General features: G+C 40.8%; 12 protein-coding genes. 5 read left to right on the top strand and 7 right to left on the bottom strand.

All coding sequences use genetic code 11. From position 1 onward, the window contains the following. The first annotated feature begins 6 nt into the window (after positions 1-6). A complete protein-coding gene (locus GSQ84_RS27470; protein ID WP_158800598.1) occupies positions 7-1,815 on the top strand; it encodes a hypothetical protein in 1,809 nt (602 codons plus the stop codon). A gap of 60 nt (positions 1,816-1,875) precedes the next feature. Here the strand turns inward: GSQ84_RS27470 and GSQ84_RS27465 are convergent, their stop codons facing one another. The 4 genes from GSQ84_RS27465 to GSQ84_RS27450 all read right to left on the bottom strand — a co-directional run bounded on the left by GSQ84_RS27465 (position 1,876) and on the right by GSQ84_RS27450 (position 6,331). Beyond that, a complete protein-coding gene (locus GSQ84_RS27465) occupies positions 1,876-2,940 on the bottom strand; it encodes a branched-chain amino acid aminotransferase (RefSeq protein ID WP_158800597.1) in 1,065 nt (354 codons plus the stop codon). Positions 2,941-3,069: 129 nt separating this feature from the next. Next, the gene (locus GSQ84_RS27460) at positions 3,070-4,026 is read right to left on the bottom strand and encodes a tryptophan 2,3-dioxygenase family protein (protein WP_158800596.1); all 957 of its coding nucleotides are present in this window, start codon (positions 4,024-4,026) and stop codon (positions 3,070-3,072) included. A gap of 39 nt (positions 4,027-4,065) precedes the next feature. Beyond that, a complete protein-coding gene (locus tag GSQ84_RS27455; RefSeq protein WP_158800595.1) occupies positions 4,066-5,361 on the bottom strand; it encodes an HAD-IB family phosphatase in 1,296 nt (431 codons plus the stop codon). A gap of 1 nt (position 5,362) precedes the next feature. After that, positions 5,363-6,331, bottom strand: coding sequence for an NAD-dependent epimerase/dehydratase family protein (locus tag GSQ84_RS27450; protein ID WP_158800594.1), 969 nt, complete (start codon positions 6,329-6,331; stop codon positions 5,363-5,365). 75 nt (positions 6,332-6,406) lie between these two features. Between GSQ84_RS27450 and GSQ84_RS27445 the strand changes: the two genes are divergently transcribed. After that, positions 6,407-7,594 carry a formimidoylglutamase gene (locus GSQ84_RS27445; RefSeq protein WP_158800593.1) on the top strand — a complete coding sequence of 396 codons (1,188 nt, stop codon included), beginning with the start codon at positions 6,407-6,409 and terminating at the stop codon, positions 7,592-7,594. A 277-nt stretch (positions 7,595-7,871) separates the two neighbouring features. On the opposite strand, the gene GSQ84_RS27440 is transcribed toward GSQ84_RS27445, so the two are convergent. After that, positions 7,872-8,639 carry a Fic family protein gene (locus GSQ84_RS27440; protein WP_158800592.1) on the bottom strand — a complete coding sequence of 256 codons (768 nt, stop codon included), beginning with the start codon at positions 8,637-8,639 and terminating at the stop codon, positions 7,872-7,874. Positions 8,640-9,374: 735 nt separating this feature from the next. On the opposite strand from GSQ84_RS27440, the gene GSQ84_RS27435 reads away from it, so the two are divergent. The 3 genes from GSQ84_RS27435 to GSQ84_RS27425 are packed head-to-tail and all read left to right on the top strand — an operon-like array spanning position 9,375 to position 21,089. Continuing rightward, positions 9,375-13,547 carry a hypothetical protein gene (locus tag GSQ84_RS27435; protein WP_158800591.1) on the top strand — a complete coding sequence of 1,391 codons (4,173 nt, stop codon included), beginning with the start codon at positions 9,375-9,377 and terminating at the stop codon, positions 13,545-13,547. 37 nt (positions 13,548-13,584) lie between these two features. Then, a complete protein-coding gene (locus GSQ84_RS27430; RefSeq protein ID WP_158800590.1) occupies positions 13,585-20,715 on the top strand; it encodes a DUF6443 domain-containing protein in 7,131 nt (2,376 codons plus the stop codon). A 35-nt stretch (positions 20,716-20,750) separates the two neighbouring features. Beyond that, entirely contained in the window at positions 20,751-21,089 is a 339-nt protein-coding gene (locus tag GSQ84_RS27425) for a hypothetical protein (protein ID WP_158800589.1), read from the top strand. 49 nt (positions 21,090-21,138) lie between these two features. Here the strand turns inward: GSQ84_RS27425 and GSQ84_RS27420 are convergent, their stop codons facing one another. Together GSQ84_RS27420 and GSQ84_RS27415 are read right to left on the bottom strand one after the other, a co-directional pair. Beyond that, on the bottom strand, positions 21,139-21,327 hold the full coding sequence (locus GSQ84_RS27420) for a hypothetical protein (RefSeq protein WP_158800588.1): 189 nt from the start codon (positions 21,325-21,327) through the stop codon (positions 21,139-21,141). A 70-nt stretch (positions 21,328-21,397) separates the two neighbouring features. After that, positions 21,398-21,619 carry a hypothetical protein gene (locus GSQ84_RS27415; protein ID WP_158800587.1) on the bottom strand — a complete coding sequence of 74 codons (222 nt, stop codon included), beginning with the start codon at positions 21,617-21,619 and terminating at the stop codon, positions 21,398-21,400. Positions 21,620-21,687 lie beyond the last annotated feature (68 nt).

Here is a 21,687-nt window from a genome sequence, read left to right as displayed (position 1 = left end):
TTTTGCATGATTGAACAAACCCGAAAAACATTTACGATATGCAAATGGACGGTCGGAATCGTGTTCCTGCTGTTTATGGCTGCAGATGCAGGATCCTGGTACCTCAGCTCAAAGCGGCGGCCGATTGTGATGGAAGAACTCAAAAACCTGGTGTTGGTGGGTACAGATAGTTTGTATCATCTTCAATTGAGTACCGTTAATACCAATTACCTGTTTGGTAATGCTTCATTGCTTGATGTGAGGATTCTTCCCGATACCAATATTTACAATAAGCTCGTTAAATTGAAACGCGCCCCAAATAATATTTACGAAATAAGAGTAGATAAACTTACTTTCTGGAGTTTTCATCCTTTGCGGTTATTCATGGATAAGAAAATGGATATCAATCAGCTGCTTTTTGAACATCCCAGTATAGTGATGATCAACAAGCAGCTGGAATTTAATGAAAATAAACCACCCAGGCCAAACCGGTCTCCATACAACTATATCTCAAAAATATTTAAGGAAGTAAGTGTGCATTCTATAGATTTTAAAGATGTCAGCTTAAAATACATTAGTAAAAATGGTCCTGTACCGGAAACCGATTCCTTGAAAAATATTAATATTAGCCTGAAGGATTGGCTGATTGACGCGCATTCTGCTACAGATCCGTCCAGGTTATACCTGCTGAAAGATGTACTGATCAACCTCAATGATTATCATTACGCTACTCCTGATAGTTTATATCATATTGAGGTCAGTGAGCTATCTTTTAAAGCATCCACGGGCAGGTTAAATATCAAAAAATTCGCACTGGCCCCAAGATACTCAGAAATGGATTTTGGCCATGTTGCCGGTTATGCGAAGGAGCGGTTTAATATCAAAATGACCGATATCAGCCTGAATGGAATTAATCTTCCGCTATATGTGAAAAAACAGGAGCTGGTAGCCAATGAAATGAATATCAATTACGGATCTGTTTCCGTTTTTAATAACAATGAGTTGCGTGGCAGGGGTACCATGAGAATGGGCAAATTCCCGCATCAGTTATTGCAATCCGTTAAGGCACCGCTTACCGTGAAAAAACTAAAATTGAACAGTGTAGATATCAGTTATGCTGAATACGACAGTGAGAGTAAGCAAAAGGGAAAGATCACTTTTGAAAATACCTCGGGAACATTTTTAAATGTGACCAATGAAGCTAAGGCAAAGGCAAAAGACCATACGATGTTAGCCGGGCTGGATAGTTATATGATGGGTAAAGGGAAATTACACGTAGATTTTAAGTTCGATCTAAACGCCAGAGACGGAGCTTTTTCTTATAGCGGGCAGCTAACCGATATGCATGGTTCGGCCTTAAACGCAATTACTAAACCCCTGGGTATGGTAAAGGTAAAAAGTGGTGAAGTCAAAAAGTTGGCCTTCAACATAGTGGCCAATGATAACCGGGCTACTGGAAAAATGAATTTTGCCTATAATGACCTATCTATAGGCTTGCTGAAAAAAGTGGAAGGTAAAGACCGGCTGGTAAAACAGGGTTTGATCTCTATGCTGGCCAATGCACTGGTTATTCATCCCGATAATCCCAATACCAAAGGGGAGTTTGTTGCTGCTCACATAGATTTTGAGCGGGATCCTACCAATTCTTTTTTTACTTTTATATGGAAAACACTGCTTCAGGGAATAAAATATACCGTTGGTTTGACACCAGAAAAACAAGCTGAAATCAGTGCACAAAAGGCCAGGTTTGAGAAAATGAAATCCGACAGGGATTTGCGGCGCGAGGTTAGGCAAAAGCGCAAAGAGATAGAGGAACACAAAGAAACTCACCGCTAAAAATGCATAAAAAAGGCGTCCTTTGTGAAGAACGCCTTTTGATATAGTATCTGTAATTGGTTATACGATCAGGTTCCAGCCAAATGGATCGGCTGTAATCCCGTAACGGATATCGTAAAGTTTCTTTCCTATTGCCGTAGAAACGGGACGCGCAGCAGGATCGGTAAGCACGTAGTTTTTACCCTGGTAGCTGATCTCGCTGATCTGCGTGATTGTAGCAGCAGTGCCTACAGCAAAGGCTTCAGTTAAACCTCCGTTGTCTATGTTGTCCAGCACTTCCTGAATGGAAACCCTTTTTTCTTCCACTTCAATACCCATGCTTTTTGCCATTTCGATCACCGTATCCCTGGTAACCCCTTCCAGAATAGTTTCACGTACTTCGGGAGTGATTATTTTTCCATTCACCACAAACATCAGGTTAGCAGCACCCGATTCTTCCACATACTTATGTTCTTTTGAATCTGTCCAGATCAGCTGGTCGAAACCATCCTGATGTGCTTCCAAAGTTGGCAGCATAGACCTGGAATAATTACCTGCTGTTTTGGTTGATCCCACACCTCCTTCATCAGAACGCGTGTACTTCATCTCAATTTTCACCTTTAAAGGATTGCTGTAATAAGGGGCGCTTGGGCTGGTCAGTACAATGAATTTATAAGTGGATGACGGTCTAACGCCCAGAAAAGGATCGGTAGCAAACATCACAGGTCTGATATAAAGTGAATAATTTTCTTTAGCAGGTACCCAGTCCTTATCTGTATTGATTAAGGCAGCAAGTCCCTGAATAAATACTTCTTCCGGGATGATAGGCATAGCCAGGCGTGTAGCCGATTTGTTAAAACGGGCAAGGTTTTTATCTGCCCTGAAGATACTTACGCTACCATCCTGTTGTTTGTAGGCTTTCATTCCTTCAAAAATGGTCTGGCCATAATGTATGGCAGAAATAGCGGGGCTCATGGAAATAGGACCGTAAGGAAGGATTTCGAAATTCTTCCATTCTCCATCTTCATAATCGGCTACGAACATGTGGTCTGTAAATACCTGTCCGAAAGGCAGGTTTGACATATCTGTTTCAGCCAGTCGCGAATGACTGGTTTTGGTGGTTTTTATGGTTAGAGTATCTATCACGGCGGTTTGTTTTATCGGCTCAAAATTAAACAAAATTCAAGTTAAAACCCAGTTTATTTTCTATTAGGGCTTATTGTCTCTTATTTTTTATTAGGTTATGGTATAGGTAGTTAGCTGAACACTGGTTTCTTAAACAAGTGTTTTCAATACACTAAGCACCCATGATTTGCCCCATTCTTCCAATTGTGTTTCTGTCCACAAATAAGGATAGAATATCTTTTTCTGGAAACGCGGAGGCAGATATTTCTGCCAGTTGGTACCTCCGGTAGCGGCAATATCTACAGGATCCCTTTCCAGGTACCTGACTGCAGATTTATAATGAGACAGCGGCCATTCTACATTTACAAAAAGATCAAGCTTTCTCAGTTCGTCTGCAAGCAGTGTTACATCCTTTCCTTCCCGCTCCAGTTTAAGATATAAAGCAGAGAAGTTAGTGTGCTCACGTTCTTTGATCAGCTGCAGGAATTGAACGGCATATTTATCGATAAACTGCTTTAAGGTTAGTGTTTGTTTACCACTTGCCAGTTCTGTTGCCCCAAGCTTCCAGTGGATATGCTCAAATTTTTCTTCCAGTGTAGCATTCAAAAGTTCTTCTCTTTTCGTTTTATCTACCAGCCTGTTGAAATCTGTAGAGCTGATCTCAATCATTCTGTACTGGGCCGACTGAAAGCCGCTGGCAGGTAAAAGCGACATGCGGAATTTAAGGAATTGTTCCTTTTCCATGCCGTTTACCATTACTTCAAAGGAAGTGACCAGTGCATTAAAATATGCGTTGATCCTTTTTACCCTGTTGGTAAAGAACTCTACAGTTAGTGCCGGATGTTCGGAGATTTGTTTGCATTCATGCAAACTGAGTTTAAAATACAGCTCTGTGATCTGATGGTACATAATGAATATCTCTTCATCAGGAAAAGGAGTTTTAGGACTTTGCAGGCTAAGCAGCGTATCCAGGTGGATATAATCCCAGTAGGTGAGGAAATCAGCATACAACAAACCATCCAGGTAAGCCGCCATATCTTGTCCCATGGCGGCGTATTTTTCCTGTAGTTTATCCAGCTTATCTTTGATTTCGGGTGTAAGCTCCATTTTATTGATACATTTGGTTTTTACAAAAGTCGTTATTTTTTAATAAAGCACCCTGAATTTTATTGTTTGTTCAATTTTCTTTAAAGCCTTGAATACATCTTTATCGTATTCTGCATTGATATCGGTAATGGCATAACCTATGGTGGCATTGGTCATCAGGAATTGCCCTATAATGTTGATGCTGTGTTTGGCAAATACAGTATTGATCTGCGCCATGATACCCGGAACGTTATGGTGGACGTGGATTAAACGGTGCGACTGGCCAAAGCGGGGTAGTTGAAGGTTCGGGAAGTTACTGCTCAGGTAAGTGGTGCCTGTATTCATAAAATCCATCATCCTCTTAGGGATGAAATTAGCATTCCTCGGGTTATGTTTAGGATCTTCAAAAATTACAATCCCCATCGCTGTGCAGGCTTGTTCATCTACGTAATTTTTCGCATTGCCCAGGTAACCTACAGTCTTCAATTTTACAGCTAATTTTAGTTTTTCAGGGTCCATTTTTTCTCCATCAGCCATCAGCAGCATATGGACATCCTTTACATATTTATCCTCAAAGGCCGATTTATGACGAATAGAGAAGCCATCTTTTTTCAATAAGGTGAGGCTTTCTTCAGGAACCTCTCCAATCACCAGGCATAAAATCCTGTTTTTTGGATAAGATATCGCCCTCGGCAGATCATTCACGTATAAAAATTCATCAAAGCTTGGTGTAACATGATCTGCACGGCTCACAATGCTTTCCCTGGAAATATTTTCCGTAAAAGCGTAGAATTTTTTGATCATGCCGCTTTCGCGCAGCTGGAAATCGGAATAGCCATCGCCAATTCCGTAAAGGTCGCCCTCCAGGTTCAGCATTTTCATCAACTTCACTTTTCCGCCTTCCTCGCTCAATGGGTTGGCATGGTCGTAGTCAATGATCCTGCCATCTGTAGTTACAAAGGTATTGGCGTAAATATTTTCTTTTTTGATATGGTACTGGCTAACCACGGGCGTAATAAACTCTTTAAATCCTCCTGAAACGATCAGTACCTGGTCGGCATGTTTCTTAAAGAAAGCTGCGTTGCGGGAAAAAGAAAGGGAAACTTTCTTCTTTAAACGGGTGATTAATTGTTTTAGGTGGTCTTCAGAAGCTTCCAGTAATTTTACTCTTTGTGCTAAGCTCTCACTGAAAGACAGTTTTCCTTCCATCGCAAGGTTGGTCAAGTCTTCTATCTTTTTGAAGATTGCTTCTTTATCCGGATGTTTTTTTAGTGAGATACGGGCAAGCTCGTCTAAAGCTTCTACTTGTGTAAAGGTACTGTCGAAATCAATGATATAGATATTCTTTTGCTTCATCTTAATTTTTTATTAAACCTGCACATACTTCCCGGATACTTTGGTGCAGGGGCTTAAAGGTGATACCCGTGTATTTTCTAATTTTATCGTTATTATATAAGCTGACATTTAAACTGCTTCTGGCCGCATCGCTTGTTAAGGCAGCCGCTTTTCCTGTAAACAGGGAGGCTAGTTTTGCTGCACGCCAGGCTATGCCCAGCATCCATGGTTTTGCTTCTCTGGCTGGTGCTTTAACACCAAAACCTTGGGCAATTTCTGAAAAAAACTGCTTATAATGATAGTTTTCTGCAGATATTGTAAATCTTTCTCCAGAAATATCAGCGTCCATGAGAGTGCTCATACATTTTGCTACATCTTCCACATCTACAATGCCGGTAGCGCCGCTGGTATAAAAAGAAAGACCGTCTTTTACCAGTTTAAAAATAGCACCGCTGCCTGTAAATCCAGCGCCGACACCAATCATCACAGAGGGGTTAACGATCACGGCATTAAGGCCTTCGGCGATACTGCGCCACACTTCCATTTCTCCCTCATATTTCGATATGGCGTAAGAATGAACTTTAGGATCGTATTCCCAATAGTCATTCTCGGTGATCTGCAGCCCCTTTTTTGGTTCGCCCAAGGCGGCAACAGAACTCACATGTACTAATCTGGCGTTAAATTCCACGCATAAGTTAGCCACATTGCTGGTGCCTTCAATATTTACTTTAAGGAGTTGGGTTTTATCTTTCGGATCAAAGGAAACCATTGCTGCACAATGGTATACCTGGGTTATACCTTCAAAGGCATCTTCCAGCGAAGCGAGATCGTTAATATCTACTGTGAACCACTCAATCAATGGATTGCCAGTTAACATTGCTGGTATTACAGAACTTTCCCGTTGCAGTGCCCTTATTTTTTTTCCCTGGCTCGTCAGCTGATAAACCAGTTCAGATCCCAAAAATCCTGTAGCGCCAGTAACCAAAATCATTTTATTATTTTTAGGATGTTCATTAATATATGGTCTCAAAAATAGATATTTGATGCCATACATTTATATTACTTTATGTCCTTATCCGATTTCTTTTCCCCCTTAAGTCCCGAAAAATTCACTCCTAAACAGGGCTTTTATACCAGTCAGCTGGGATTAAAGGCTCGTTTTTATACGGAGAATTTTCCTGAACTTGGAGAAAACGAGTATGATATTGCCATTGTAGGAGTAGAAGATGACCGTGCTGCGGTAAACAATAATGGCTGTGCTTTAGGTCCTGATTACTTCAGGGAACAGTTTTATCTGTTAAATGAAGGTGCTTTTGCCAGCAGGATCATTGACCTTGGGAACATTAAGGCAGGAGCATCGATCGCTGATACTTATATCGCCTTAAAAATGGTGGTTACGGAACTGATCAAGCTGAATATTGTTCCGGTGGTCATTGGCGGGGGGCAAGACCTTACCTATGCGCAGTATATGGCTTATGAAAGCCTGGAGCAGAAGGTAGACCTCGTAGTGGTAGACAGGAAGTTTGATCTGGATGAGGACGACCAGAATGAAGGCAGTATCGTAACCAGGTCTGACAGTTACCTCAGCAAGATTTTTTTGCATCAGCCGAATTACCTGTTTAACTTCAGTAATATAGGTTATCAGACTTATTTTGTCAATCAGGATAGCCTGAAGGTGATGAATAAACTTTATTTTGATGTACACCGCTTAGGGGAGTTTATCACGGATATCAGTTCTGTAGAACCGATCATCCGCAATGCCAATATGATGAGCTTTGATTTGTCGGCCATCCGTTCTTCAGATGCTGCTGCCAATGGCAATGCAAGTCCGAATGGGTTTTACGGCGAACAGGCCTGTAAGATCGCGCATTATGCGGGCATGAATGATAAACTGAGCTCTATTGGTTTTTATGAGTTTAACCCGGCCTTTGACAACAGCAGCCAGACGGCAATGCTGCTGGCACAAATGGTCTGGTATTTTATAGACGGTTTTTATAACCGCAAAAAGGATTTTCCTTTGAATCCTAAGTCACAATATCTGATTTATCGCGCCAGCCTGAACGATGGTTCAGGGGAAATGCTTTTTGTAAAAAGCAAAAAGTCCGACCGCTGGTGGATGCAGGTTCCCTATCCAACAGGGGTTTCTAAAAACGAGCGCTATCACCTGGTGCCCTGCCGGTATGAAGATTATACCATTGCTGTGGGCGGTGAGATGCCTGATTTATGGTGGCGTACCTATCAAAAATTACTCTAATTATATTCTTGTAACAAACATGGGAAAGCCTAACCAGTTAACGGATGCTGAGAAAGCCCTCCACAAGCTCTGCTATGTTCCTATTGAAGCGCTATTATATATATCCTAAAGATACCCGAGTAAATATAAGGTACGGATAGGGTACAGTTAATAGGACTTCAATAGGATCATAATAGGAGTGCAAACGAGGTTTTGTTGCGTCTGTTAAAGGATCGAATTATAGCCATACATTAAGGGCATCTGGCTAATTTACCTGGAATGCCTGATGAATGGCAGATTAGTGTTTATTCATCTGCTCAAACTTATCGATTTCATGTTTTAAAAGAATTTCGTACTCGTTACTCATAAAATCCCTGAAGATCGTAATGTCGTTCTTCTCCCTTGTAGAGATGATGGCCTGGATATAGGCGGCCTTTGCATTATAATGTACCACTGATAGCGGCAGGTTATAAAAGGCCTGTATATAATTCATCAGCAGGCGGGAAGTACGGCCGTTTCCATCGTAAAATGGATGAATGCCAAACAACATAAAATGCGCATCGAAAGAAAGATTGATCTGGTCGGACACCGTTAAAGGGTCTTTCATGATCTCGTTTATTTTGATAACCATATCAGCGCTAAGGCTTTCTACCTTGTCAAAACCAGGAAAGAAAGTAAAGCCGTCAGTAATATCCTCTTTTCTGAATAGGCCCTTTACTTGATCCGTTGTGCCGTATATGGTATTGTAGAGATTACCTGTGTTCTTCACCACCACCGAATTGATGTCTTTAATTAGGTCAAGGGTGATCTTTCTTTTCAGGAAAGCTTGTTTTAAGGCGAACTTTAGAGCCGCATAATGGTCGGTGACCGTTAGCGTTTCCATTAAAGGCCTGCCTTTAGGAGTAAAACCTTCGTTGATCAGCGCCTGTGTTTCCAGCTCCGTTAAAGTAGAGCCTTCAATCTGTATGGAATGGTAGACTATGGTGGTGTAATTGAAATTGTTATAATCCATCACATCATTAATCCCTAAGCTGTTGCACTTATCTATGAGTTTGATTAAATCCATCCGGGCTAAATAATAAAGAAAGTTACTGAAGATATGTTTCGGCTAAATTACAAAATATTATGGTGCAATTTAATTAAGTGGCTTTACATTAAACCATGCATATTTACAAATTTTGGGAGTATAATTCATGTTAAATGTAATTTAATTATTACCTAAAAAGTGTATTGATTTTCAATTATTTTATTATTAAACATATTATATTTTTATTTGGTGTATTATTTGCTGATATAGAAAATTTTATTTTTATTTTATTTTAAATTGTTAATTTCATTTTATATTTTTACAAAAAAATCAATAAAAATATTTAATTAATGTACTCGGCTCACTGATGAAAAAACTTTCTGTTTTCTCTAAATCTATATTTTTTGAGTTTTTTCGTGTTTATAAAGCTTTATTGTTGCCTAATGGCAGTAATCGAACTACATTTTTTCTTTTTCAAGTCTCCTCTTGATATTAAGTATTACCTACTTCTCTCTAATAGAGAAATTAATTTTTAATTTATTTTAGATGATATGTTTACTTTCTGTTCGAAAGCCAATATTTCTATCCTTATGTTATTTGTTATTCGTGTTTTAAAAATAATAAATAGCATTCAAACTTAGAAAATAGCTGATTTGATCATTTAGTCCCATATATCTTCTTTATATTATCTTATAGGTGACAGCTTAATAATAATCAATTAAGGTTTATTTATTTTCTTAAAAAATTTATAACAATAAAAAGATAGCGATTGCAATGAGTAATTTATTTAAATTTTATGATTTAAAGATAAAAAATATATTTTTTATCTTTTTTTTACTAACAGGATTTTGTTTTAAGGGCATAGCTCAGGGGGTGCCGTCTCCGGGAGTCGTATTGCCTTTTCCAAATTTGCCATCGGCTAATGCTACTGCGCTGGGAACGTATGGTACTTATCCAATTTCTTACACTAATGGAACTCCTAGTATTTCCATACCGCTATACGAAATTAAAACGCCAAAAATGTCTCTTCCTATCAGTATCAGCTATCACGCAAATGGTATAAAGGTAAATGAGCAGGCAACAAGTGTAGGTTTGGGATGGACGCTGAATGCTGGTGGTGCCATTACCAGGCAGATCAATGATCTGCCTGATTTCGATGCGAATGGTTACAAACATAAACCAGTTCCAAAGGGAGTTCACGCAAGCCCTGATCTTGCAACCTCCAGTCCGATAGATCCTGATCCTATGACTGATGAGCAGCGTTATTATTATGGCAGGCTCTCTATGGCACCTAATCAGGTAGGCTTACAAAAATTTGATGGTCAGCCAGATGATTTTTTCTTTAATTTCAAAGGTAAAAGTGGACGGTTCATTTTAAAAAACACCATTGACTCTGCATTAGCAGCAGCATTTACGACTATTCCTTACTCTCCGCTTAAAATACAATATACGGAGATTAATTCCGGGAGTGGGGACAGTTTTACCTTGCATGATACTGATGGGATGGCTTATGTATTTGGCCGTTCCGTAAAGGATAATACAGCTGCAGTGGAAACTTCACAGACTACTACTTCTTCCGTCAATAATTATTTAAGTAGCACAGGTCAGCAGGTTGCCTCTGGGACCTCTTCAACAACAGGCAAAAATGTAACAGCCTGGTATTTAACAGAAATGATTTCTCCAGATCGTACAGATACGATTTATTTTAAATACGCAAGTCAGTATAATGCCTCCAGTTTACTTAGTTATACGGGTAACAGTATTAATATGTACCACCTTCAAAATTTAGTCGGAGGGGTAACAAATACGCCAACAATTAATTCTTCAACATCGCAAGTCGCTACCAATAATATTAATTTATCAGAGATCGACTTTAAAAATGGAAAGGTAGTATTTGAATACAACAGTCGTTCAGATCTGGGCACTTACAAGCTAAGTAAAATACGGATCTATCAGGCTAAAGGCGGGCAGTTTAACGAATTGAAGCGGTTAAATATGAATCAATCCTACTTCAATGCTTTTCCAGCGACTTCGCAGATTTCTGCTACGGGATCTAGCGGTAATCTTCTGGGTAGCAGGCTCCGCCTTGATGGTGTTTCAGAAGAAGGTGTCAATGCAGATGGAACCAGTATTTTACATCCACCTTATGTGTTTAATTATTATACCGGAAATATTGCCTATTTAGGTGAATATGGACAGGATCTTTGGGGATATTGGAATGGACAGGCCAATAAGAACCTAATCATATCCAATCCAACAGGGACTTCGGCGGACAGGGTTCCTGATTCAACAAAATTGATAGCCGGCACTATTCAGACTATTAAATATCCGACAGGCGGGTTAACCGAATTTCAGTTTGAACCCAATCAGACCACTCGAACCTATACAACTCTTGATACTACTTTTCAAACCTATCACTTGTCAACTATAGGAACCTACAATACCACTTCAACTGATCAAACTTTTACAGCCGGACAAACTATTCAGGCTACGCTTCAGTTTTCAGTCACAAGTGGATGCGCTGGTAATGGATGTTTGTCAAACCAGGCGCAAGTGTTTATTAATGATGTTACTAATGGAGGAACAGGAACACAATTGGCTTTCCTGGGTTTTGCTGGTACACCTACATTGCCTTATTCAGGTAGTGCAGTAGTTAATCTTATTGCAGGCCACATTTATCACTTTTATTTCCCTGGTAGTTTCCCGGGGGGCAATAGCACCGGAGATCCACTTTATCATTTGGAAGCAGTCCTTCTTAAAGCAGGCTTTTCGAATATAGTCAGCACTTCACATACTGATCCCGTGCTGACTGGCGGATTAAGGGTAAAGCGGGTAATTAACCGGGATATGAACAATGTTGTTTTAACTACAAAACGATATAATTATAAATTACCATACTATATATCAGGAATTTTTACCGGCGATTTTACAACTGTCGGAACAGGGTATACCTTTTTGAAAAAACAAATGGCGTACACGGATTATCAATCCAACTATACTCCTAATTTGATTCCTTACCTGCAAAATTATACAGAAAATTTTACAGTTTCTATGGCAGGTGCATCCGACGGCTCCCTTGCTTATCAGGAGGTAGAGGAATATCAGGATGATCAGAGTGGTAATTCTCTCGGAAAAACGGTATATGATTTTAACCCGGTTAAAGACGATTCTACCAGCACGTTTTCCTACGTGAGGATCAATAATTCCTGGCGACGGAATCAGTTGCTGGAGCAAAGAATGTATAAAGGTTCTGGCAGTACTTTCACGCTGATTAAAGACGTTCAAAATACGTATTCAGATCTCTTTCCAACTTTACAGGATACTACGCAAACCTTAACGGTTAACCGCCTGTACAGTATAGATGATTTCCGGCCTACAGCTGGAGGGACGCCTCTTTATAGTTCCGTAGCATTTTCAGGAAGAGAGTTTGATGGAACAATCAACGGACAGGAAATTTTCAATGGCAATACCTATAATGTTTCTCTTATCAATCAGATAAATTACCGTAACGCTTTGACTGGTACAGTAACGACGGATTATGATTTAAATGGCACAAACGCAGTTAGTTTACAGGAGAATTACTTCTACGATAACCCTGATCATTTAATGCCTACCCGGACTGAAATATTAAAAAGTAATCTTGATAAGGCAATCAAAAGAACGATATATACTACTGATTATGCTTTAAATAATTGCAATCCTGCGAGTTATCTGGCAAACTTACAGTCCACTCTCGCTAACTTAAAATCAAATTTTGATACACAATCTTTGCCTGTTTATACTCAGTGGATTGGTTATGTATTTAACAGATGGGGAATCATTGGAGGTTGTTCAGTTAAAGCTGGTAGTGTAACTGGTGGTGATGCTACTGCCTGTTTTGTGGCAAATAATTATAACAAAAATGATCCGGCTATTGTCAATTTATACAATCAATATGGCGCATTAAAAACTGCTTACCGGGCTTCAGTCAGGGATGCAGTAAATATTTATAATCAGGGGTTATCATCTTATGTAAGCTGTTACAATACGCAGCTTTCCTCCGCAGTCGATTCAGTAAAGGCATTGATGATTATGCAGCAGAATAATCAGGTTACGCCTGTAGAGCTGGATGGCACCTGGGCTGATCATACTTCGGGGATTGAGTACATGGCATCTGTTAACAAAGCTGCTTTTAAAACAGCTGGAAATACCACTCAAATTGGAGAAACATTATCCGGGGTTTTTAACGGTGTTGTACCATACGGAACCTATACCAGCCAGCCGAATGTATACTTGCGCAGGGAGATGAATTATGACAGTTACAATAGTGCTGGAAGCCTGATTTCTTATCACCAAACTGATCAGCCACAAGGAGCTTTTATTTGGGGTTATAATCAGCAATATCCAATTGCAGAAGTAAAAAATGCTTCCTCTACTCAGGTTGCCTATACGGGGTTTGAAGAAGGGGTTGCAAACATGGGAAACTGGAATTTCTCCAGTGCCGGTGTAAACAATACAACTATTACTTCAGGTTTGAAAGTACATGCTGGCAATGCTCTTTATAGCATAGGTTCAGGAGCGGTTACCTCCAGTATGGCTGCAGGAACTTACATTGTTTCTTATTGGGCTAGTGGTGCACTTACGGTCAATGGTGGTGGTCCAACGCTTACCGGAAATACAGATAGTAATGGCTGGCATTACTTTGAGCATCAACTAACGTTGAGTGCACAGGGAATGGTTACGGTGAGTGGTACCAATGGAATCCTGATGGATGAATTACAATTATATCCAATTGGCGCCCATATGAAATCTTATACTTATGATCCATTGATTGGCATAACTAGTTCTACGGATGATAAAAATCAGATCACTTATTATGAATATGATGCATTTCAGCGACTGATCAATATCCGTGATAATAATAGAAATATTGTGAAACACACGGATTACCATTATCAGGGTCAGTAAAACTGATCAAATAAATACACTCTTATATACTCTTTTTATGAGCCCTACTCTATTAATATCGTTAAGCAGACAGCATAACACCACTTCATTTTTCAGAAGTATTTTCCTGATGATCTTTAGTTTAATGTTATTTACCATTTCACTAAAAGCGCAGACTTCTGATAGTGCAACTGTAAAGCCTGTGGCTCCTGTAACGCAGATTCCTGTTAAAAAGAATTCTGTGATAGTTCCTGCGTCTAACGGAACTGCAACCTCAGTGATTTCAAGTTCAACAAACACCAACAAAACCGTTATTCTTCCGGCACCGGCTGTAGCTCCGCCGACTGGCCCTCCAAATCCACCCGGTGAAGTTACCGGGCCATTTACGTTGACTCAAGGATCAGGAACTTATACATATACAGCAGAACCGTCAACCAGTACTCTTATTAATTATAGCTGGAGCATATCTAATACTAACGCCGGTCGAATTGACTACACAAAATTAACTGCAACGGTCACATTGAACCCCGCTTTTACCGGCAATTTTACGATCAGCTGTTTTGCAAATAATTCTTTTGGCCCCTCTTCACCTTCACTTAGTCCGCCTATAGTGGTGAGCCCCGCAACACCACCATTGGTATCTGGAAGTATTAGTCCAGCCAATCAATATATAAATTTAGGAGCTACTGCTGGAGTGCTGTCTGCAGCTTCTGCAACAGGTGGTAATAGCACTTATAGCTATCAATGGCAAAGTTCAACGGGAGGATCAGCCTGGGCTAATATTTCAGGTGCTACCAGTTTAAGTTATGCGCCGGGAAGTCTTGCAGCTACCACTTCTTATCGTTTAATGTCAACCAGTAATGGGACAAGTGTAACGAGTAATACGGTTACGGTCACAATTTATGCACGATTAGAACCCGGGACGATTACTCCCTCTTATCAAAGCATCAATCAAAATACAGTAAGCACTACCCTGGTTTCAACTGTTGCTAGTGGTAGTAGCGGCGCCTACAGTTACCAATGGCAAAGCTCACCTGACAACGCAAATTGGAGCAGTATTTCGGGAGCCACGGGATTAAGCTACAGTGCAGGGCCCCTTAGTGCAACAATGTATTATCGCCTGGTCACCACTTGTAATGGTGAAAGCGTATACAGCTACTTAGCAACGATTAATGTATTGTCTCATATAGCTGGCGGTACAATTAGTCCAGCTGCGCAGGCAATCAATTATAATACTTCTCCCGTAACCCTTACGGCAACTTCTGCAACAGGTGGTAGCGGGATTTATACTTATCAATGGACCAGTTCTTTAGACGATATTAATTATGTGAATATTTCAGGGGCAACCGGATTGAGTTATACAAGTGGCCCTTTAACTGCGACAACTTACTATCGTTTAGTGTCCAGTAGTAATGGTGTTAGTACAACCAGTTCTGCATATGTGCAGGTTTTTTCTCCCCTGGTTTCAGGTAGTGTAAGCCCAGTAAGCCAAAGCATCAATAATGGTGCAACTGCGGGCACGCTAACGGCTTCTTCTCCTACAGGCGGAAACGGAAGTTACAGCTACCAATGGCAGAGTTCTGCTCAGGGAAGTGGTTGGGTAAATATCCCGGGGGCAACAGGTTTAAGTTATGCGCCGGGTGCACCATCTGTTACTACTTCTTATCAATTAATATCGGTGAGTAGCGGAGTTAGCGTGACCAGTAATGTTGTAACAGTTGCTATTTATTCGCCGCTTTTAATGAGCACTATTACACCTTCTCTCCAAAATATCAATCCAAACACAAGTGGTACACCCCTTACTGCCGCGGCTGCAACGGGTGGAAACGGAGTATATGCTTATCAGTGGCAGAGTTCTCCCGATCAAGCAACATGGAGTAATATATCCGGTGCAACTGGCTTAAGTTATACCCCCAGTATTCAAAATTCTACCCAATACTATCGTGTATTTGTGAGTAGTAATGGTCTGACTGCTGTGAGTTACACGGCCACAATAATTGTATATTCATATGTAACAGGTGGAGCAATTAGCCCTAATGGACAGAGTATTAATTACAATACTGCGCCTGCTACCCTTACTGCTGCAGCGGCTACTGGTGGAAATGGTACTTATACCTATCAATGGACCAGCTCAACTGATGGGATTAATTTTAATAATATTGCAGGCGCAACGGGACTGAGTTATACAAGTGGCCCTTTAACTGCGACAACCTATTATCGTTTAGTATCTGGTAGTAATGGATTGAGTAACATTACTTCTGCATCTGTACAAGTTTACCCACAATTGATTTCTGGCGGGATAAGTCCTGTTAGCCAAAGCATCAATAATGGTGCAACAGCAGGCGCGCTAACTGCTTCTTCCCCTACAGGAGGAAATGGTAGTTATAGTTACCAGTGGCAAAGTTCTACCGGAGGCGCCGGATGGGTGAATATCGCCGGGGCTAATGGTTTGAGTTATGCGCCGGGTGCGCCAGCTGCTACGACTTCATATCAGTTAATATCAATGAGTAATGGAGTTAGCGTGACCAGTAATGTGGCAACTGTTGGTATTTATCCGCCACTGCTAATGAGCACTATTACACCTTCTCTCCAAAATATCAATCCAAACACGAGTGGTACAACTCTTACTGCTGCGGCTACAACGGGTGGAAACGGAGTATATACTTACCAGTGGCAAAGTTCTCCCGATCAAGCAACATGGAGTAATATAGCCGGTGCGACTGGCTTAAGTTATACCCCAGGCGTACAAAATGCTACGCTTTATTATCATGTAGTGGCGCAAAGTAATGGTCTAACCGCAACTAGTTATACGGCAACGATTAATGTGTATAACAACGTAATCAGTGGCGCAATTACTCCTGGCGGACAGAGTATCAATTACAATACTACGCCAGCTATTTTAACCGCCGCTGCCGCCACAGGAGGGAATGGTATCTATACCTATCAATGGACCAGCTCAACTGATGGGATCAAATTTGATAATACAGTTGGCGCAACCGGCCTGACTTATAGCAGTGGTCCGCTTACTTTGACAACCTATTACCGATTGATATCCACCAGTAATGGGATCAACTCAACCAGTTCAGCTTCCATTCAGGTTTATGCACAGCTTGTTTCAGGCAGCGTGAGCCCGGTTAGTCAAAACATTAATAATGGTGTAGCACCTACAACCCTCACCGCAACGTCGGCTACAGGCGGAAATGGAACCTATACTTATCAATGGCAAAGTCTCTCAAATGGTATATGGACAGATATTTCGGGTGCCACCGGATTAACTTATCTACCGGGCACTTCATCGGCTAACAGTAGCTATCATCTGATTACAACCAGTAATGGTCTAAGTGTAACCAGTACCCCTGTAACAGTTATCATTTATCCGAAACTGGTAAGCGGCCTGTTGACTCCTAATCAAACTATTAATAGCGGTAGTAAAGGCGGTCAAATGACTCTGGCTGCACCAACCGGAGGTAATGGAAGTTATACTTATCAGTGGCAAAGCTCAATTGCAGGAACAGCGATGACAAATATACCTGGCACCAGTGATTCAACCCTTACATATACCCCTGGAATTGTTACTGCAACCACCAGCTACCACGTGATTATCACTAGTAATGGAGTTACTGTAACTAGTAATGCAGCGATGATTAAAATAGTAACTCCCTTAGTTTCGGGTGTAGTAAGCCCTGCGGTAACAAGCGTAGTTTCAGGTAGTAGTGTTTTGCTGACTTCTACGCCTCCATCAGGTGGTAATGGTACTTATACTTACCAGTGGCAAAGCTCTCCGGATGGGAAGACTTATACCAATGTGGCGACAGCAGGTACCAGTATCAGTTACCAGGTTTCAAATATTACGGCAACAACTTATTTTCAATTGATTGTAACGAGTAATGGCGTTACGGTCACTAGTAATCCCAGTGTGATTAATGTTTCGAATTGTCAGCCTTTTGCTACTGTTCCAAGTGCAGATCAGAATTATATCATGACCACTGTGCCAAAAGCGCCTGCTTATATTCCCGGTGGTACTAACTATGGGCCCTGCGATATTCAGGAAACGATACAATATATCGATGGTATCGGACGTCCGTCGCAATCCGTTCAGGTGAAGGGTTCTCCACTATTAAATGATATAGTGCAGCCTTTTGTTTATGATGCTTATGGGCGTGAGGCTGTTAAATATCTGCCTTATGCAGAACAAAGTGGAAGTGGTACTTACAAATCAACAGCTTTAACTACGCAGGCACAATTTTATGGTAGTTCAGGATGGGATCCGGCGGTAGTGCAAACAGCGGCCCCATACAGCCAGACTTTATTTGAAGCCTCACCTTTAAACCGGGTGCTGGAACAAGGGGCTCCTGGTACGCTATGGCAACCAGCCAGCTCACGCAGCATCACTTCAGGGAGGACTGTTTTGCAGGATTATGGCGCCAACAACATACTCACCGTTTCTACTACGACCGGTTTAAATGCTGTTCTGTGGAATGTAATGGCAGCAAGTGGCTCTACATATAAAAAAACATTGGTTTACAGTGGTTATTATGCTGCCGGTCAGCTCTATGTGAAAACAATTAAAGATGAGAACTGGGTAGATCCTAATAATAGCAAGCTTAAGACGGGGACGTCAGAAGAGTATACCGACAAAGAAGGCCATGTAGTGTTGAAGCGTACCTTTAATGGTCCTTTTAATGGGGTTTCGACCCAGAGCACTTATTATGTATATGATAATTTAGGTAACCTGAGTTTTGTGATCCCACCTGCCGCCAGCCAGTTAACGACGTCATCAATCAACCAGCTTAACCTGGACCTGTACTGTTATCAGTACCGTTATGACGGCCGCAATAGATTGATTGAGAAAAAAATACCTGGTAAAGGCTGGGAATATCTGGTATATAACAAACTGGATCAGGTGGTTTTGACACGTGATTCGAATCAAGTGAATTCAACGGTAAATGCGGCTTCATTTGTCAGGTATGATGCATTTGGAAGAACAATAATGACTGGTACATATGCTTACCCGAGTGGGGACGTTAGTGATTACACCCGTCCTAATATTCAGGCGTTATTAGATGCGGAACCCTATCAGTGGGAAGAGCCGTTGAGTAGTTCGGCCACGGGTTATACCTCCCGTACAATACCAGAAGCAGCGCCTTATCTAAATAGTGTTAATACAATTAATTATTACGATGATTATAGTTTTCCGGGAGGAAAGACCTATGCTTATCCTGCCGGGAGTGTCAATACCAAGGGCCTTCTTACCGGAACTAAAACTCTTGTTTTAGGTACTAGTGATATGCTGTTGAGTATCAATTATTATGATGATAAAGGCAGGTTGTCAAAAGTATACAAGCAGCATTACCAGTCTGGAGCGGTCAATACAGGTAATTATGATGAGATCACTTACAGTTATAATTTTGAAAACCTGGATACAGCGATGACGCGGATCCACCATAATGTAGCAGGTGCAACTACGACTATAGCTAACCGTTATGCCTATGACCAGGTGGATCGTAAGATAGCAACTTATGAAAAGATCAATGCAGATGCAGAAGTCTTATTGGTTGCAAATAGTTACAACGAAATCGGGCAAATGAAAGCTAAAACATTGCACAATGGATTACAGAGTACTGCCTACACCTATAATGAACGTGGCTGGCTTCGCACCAGTACATCCCCTCAGTTTAGCTTTCAATTGCACTATCAGGATGACAGTATTCCGCAGTACAATGGTAATATCTCTGGGCAGGTCTGGGGAGCAGGTTCGGGTTTAGGAAGTAAATTTGTATATGCCTATGATCAGCAGAACAAACTTGTAAGTGGGGTAGGAACCGGAATGAGCGAGGTGATCCAATATGATAATTATCAGGGAAATATCCTTGCACTAACCCGGGATGGCGTAAAGAAAAGCAATGCTTATAACGGCAACCAATTAACTTCAAGTACCGGTACTGGTACTTATAAATACGACGGAAACGGGAATACGACTTATGATGGAAGAACTTTAAGCACTATTACCTACAATTTATTGAATCTTCCAATGGGTGTAAGCGGAGCTAATTTCTCTGATACATTTGTTTATGATGCTACAGGAGATAAACTGAAAAAGACTGTAGTAACTACAAATGGGACTAATATAACAGATTATATTGATGGTATCCAATATTCCAATGGGGCGATAGATATTATTCAGACGGAAGCAGGCCTAGCCAGAAATAATGGTGGCAGTTATAGTTATGAGTATAATCTGACGGATCAATTAGGAAATGTAAGGTACAGTTTTCATCAGAATCCTATAAGTGGTTTAGCTGAGCGTTTGCAAAGTGATGATTATTATCCATTTGGTTTGCGGAAATCAGGAAGTCCCGTATCTTTAACCAATAAATACTTGTACAATGGAAAGGAACTGCAGGATGAGTTAGGGCAGTATGATTACGGGGCAAGGTTCTATGATCCGATAATCGGGCGTTTTAATACGATAGATCCACTTGCTGAGAAAAGCAGGCGTTTCAGTCCTTATGCTTATGGAAATAATAACCCAATACGTTTCATTGATCCTGATGGAATGCAAGCCACTTATAATTGGTCTACTGGTGGTTATGAGGATGGAGGTAAGACTATATCTTGGGATCAAGTTCAACAGCAATATGGGATAGGGCAAAGCAATGCCGGAAATGAAGGTAATAATAGTAGTGAAGCAGCTGATCAAAATGGACAAAATGGATCAGGTGGACAAAATAATCATGACGGCAACTATATTCCAGTACCATCAGATTACAAGAAAAACGGATTACCAGGTTTTCCTGGGTCTAGTAGATTAAAACCAAAACGCGGTGCAAGAGATAGCTGGGATTTAGGTAAAAATCTTCCTAAAGGGTCTTGGGGTGAATGGGATTCTCAACATGGAGAAATAGAAGTCTATAATAAACAAGGACAACATCAAGGCGCCTGGGATCCAGAGTCTGGTGATGAAATAGAAGGTAAACAGCGTACATCAAGAAGACCTACGTATGACCGGTTTAGTTCAGAAGAACCTGATTCACCTTCAGGGGGGCAAGGGAATCCTGTTTATAATAATGAAATTATGTCAAAGATCTCTAAGGCAACAGGGTTGACTGGAACTGCATTAATTATATATGTTATTTTTTCAGAAGGATCCAGATTATTCCCTGCACGAAACCTTATTCCAATACCATAATTTAGTAATGATTCACTTTAGAATAAACAAAGTTTATGAATATAGAAAAAAAATATTATTATCAAGTTGATTTAACAGTTGCTCTTACAACGTCTGAGTTTGTTTTCGGATATATAAATATTTCACACATACCCTATTTTAAGTTTATGGAGTTATTTAAAGACCAGGTTGTAAATGAAAAGTTCCTATTTGATGATTCTTTATCATATTTCATAGATGAGGAATTATATATTAAGCACAAGGAATTCTTTGATAAGGAAATTCCTTTTGCTTTTGACTTCGGTTTATTTGAATATAGTGTCTCTTTAAGTAGTGTTGATGCCCAGAATTATCAAAAGAACTATTATGAAGAATTGCCACCTTTGTTAACTTGATTATCAACAAAAGCCTGATTCAATTGAATCGGGCTTTATGTTATTGCTCTTAAGCTTTCCTGGTATTGGAATCCATGAGAAATAGAAATGCATCAATACTTTTAAGGTTATGATCTCCCCGCACAGTCCACAGGGTAGAAAAAACCAGCCACCCCGAAACGGGCTTCCCTCTGTGTTTTTCTACCCTTCCGCCCGGCCTTTGCTGCCGGTGAAGAGCCGGCCCCATGCTAAATAACATAATACGAATTATCAGCACAGCCGCTCGAAGGCCCCCACGGTACCAAAGCTGGTATGATAATAGTATTATGTTAAATAGCCGCTCCGGCCGACCCTGGCCGACGCTCTGCCGTCTCCTTCCAGTCGGTCAGCGGCAAAGCCTGCGGCAGCATGGTATTGTTAATTGATAGTGGCAGTGCAAGACTGGTCGGGGAAACTGTGTTCATCCTTTGAAACCGGGGCAGTGCTCCCGCCCAACCTCTCAGGGATACAAAGAGCCGCTCAATCCTCTCCACTACCAAAGCTCGTTCCATCCCTGGAGGGGGCAATGTGCATTGGCAGCTATAAAAAACTTTATCCTGCGTATGTTCGTCTGGCTTTA

Source organism: Pedobacter sp. L105, assembly GCF_009765875.1.
Classification (GTDB): Bacteria; Bacteroidota; Bacteroidia; order Sphingobacteriales; family Sphingobacteriaceae; genus Pedobacter.
This window is presented reverse-complemented; position numbering and strand designations above follow the sequence as displayed.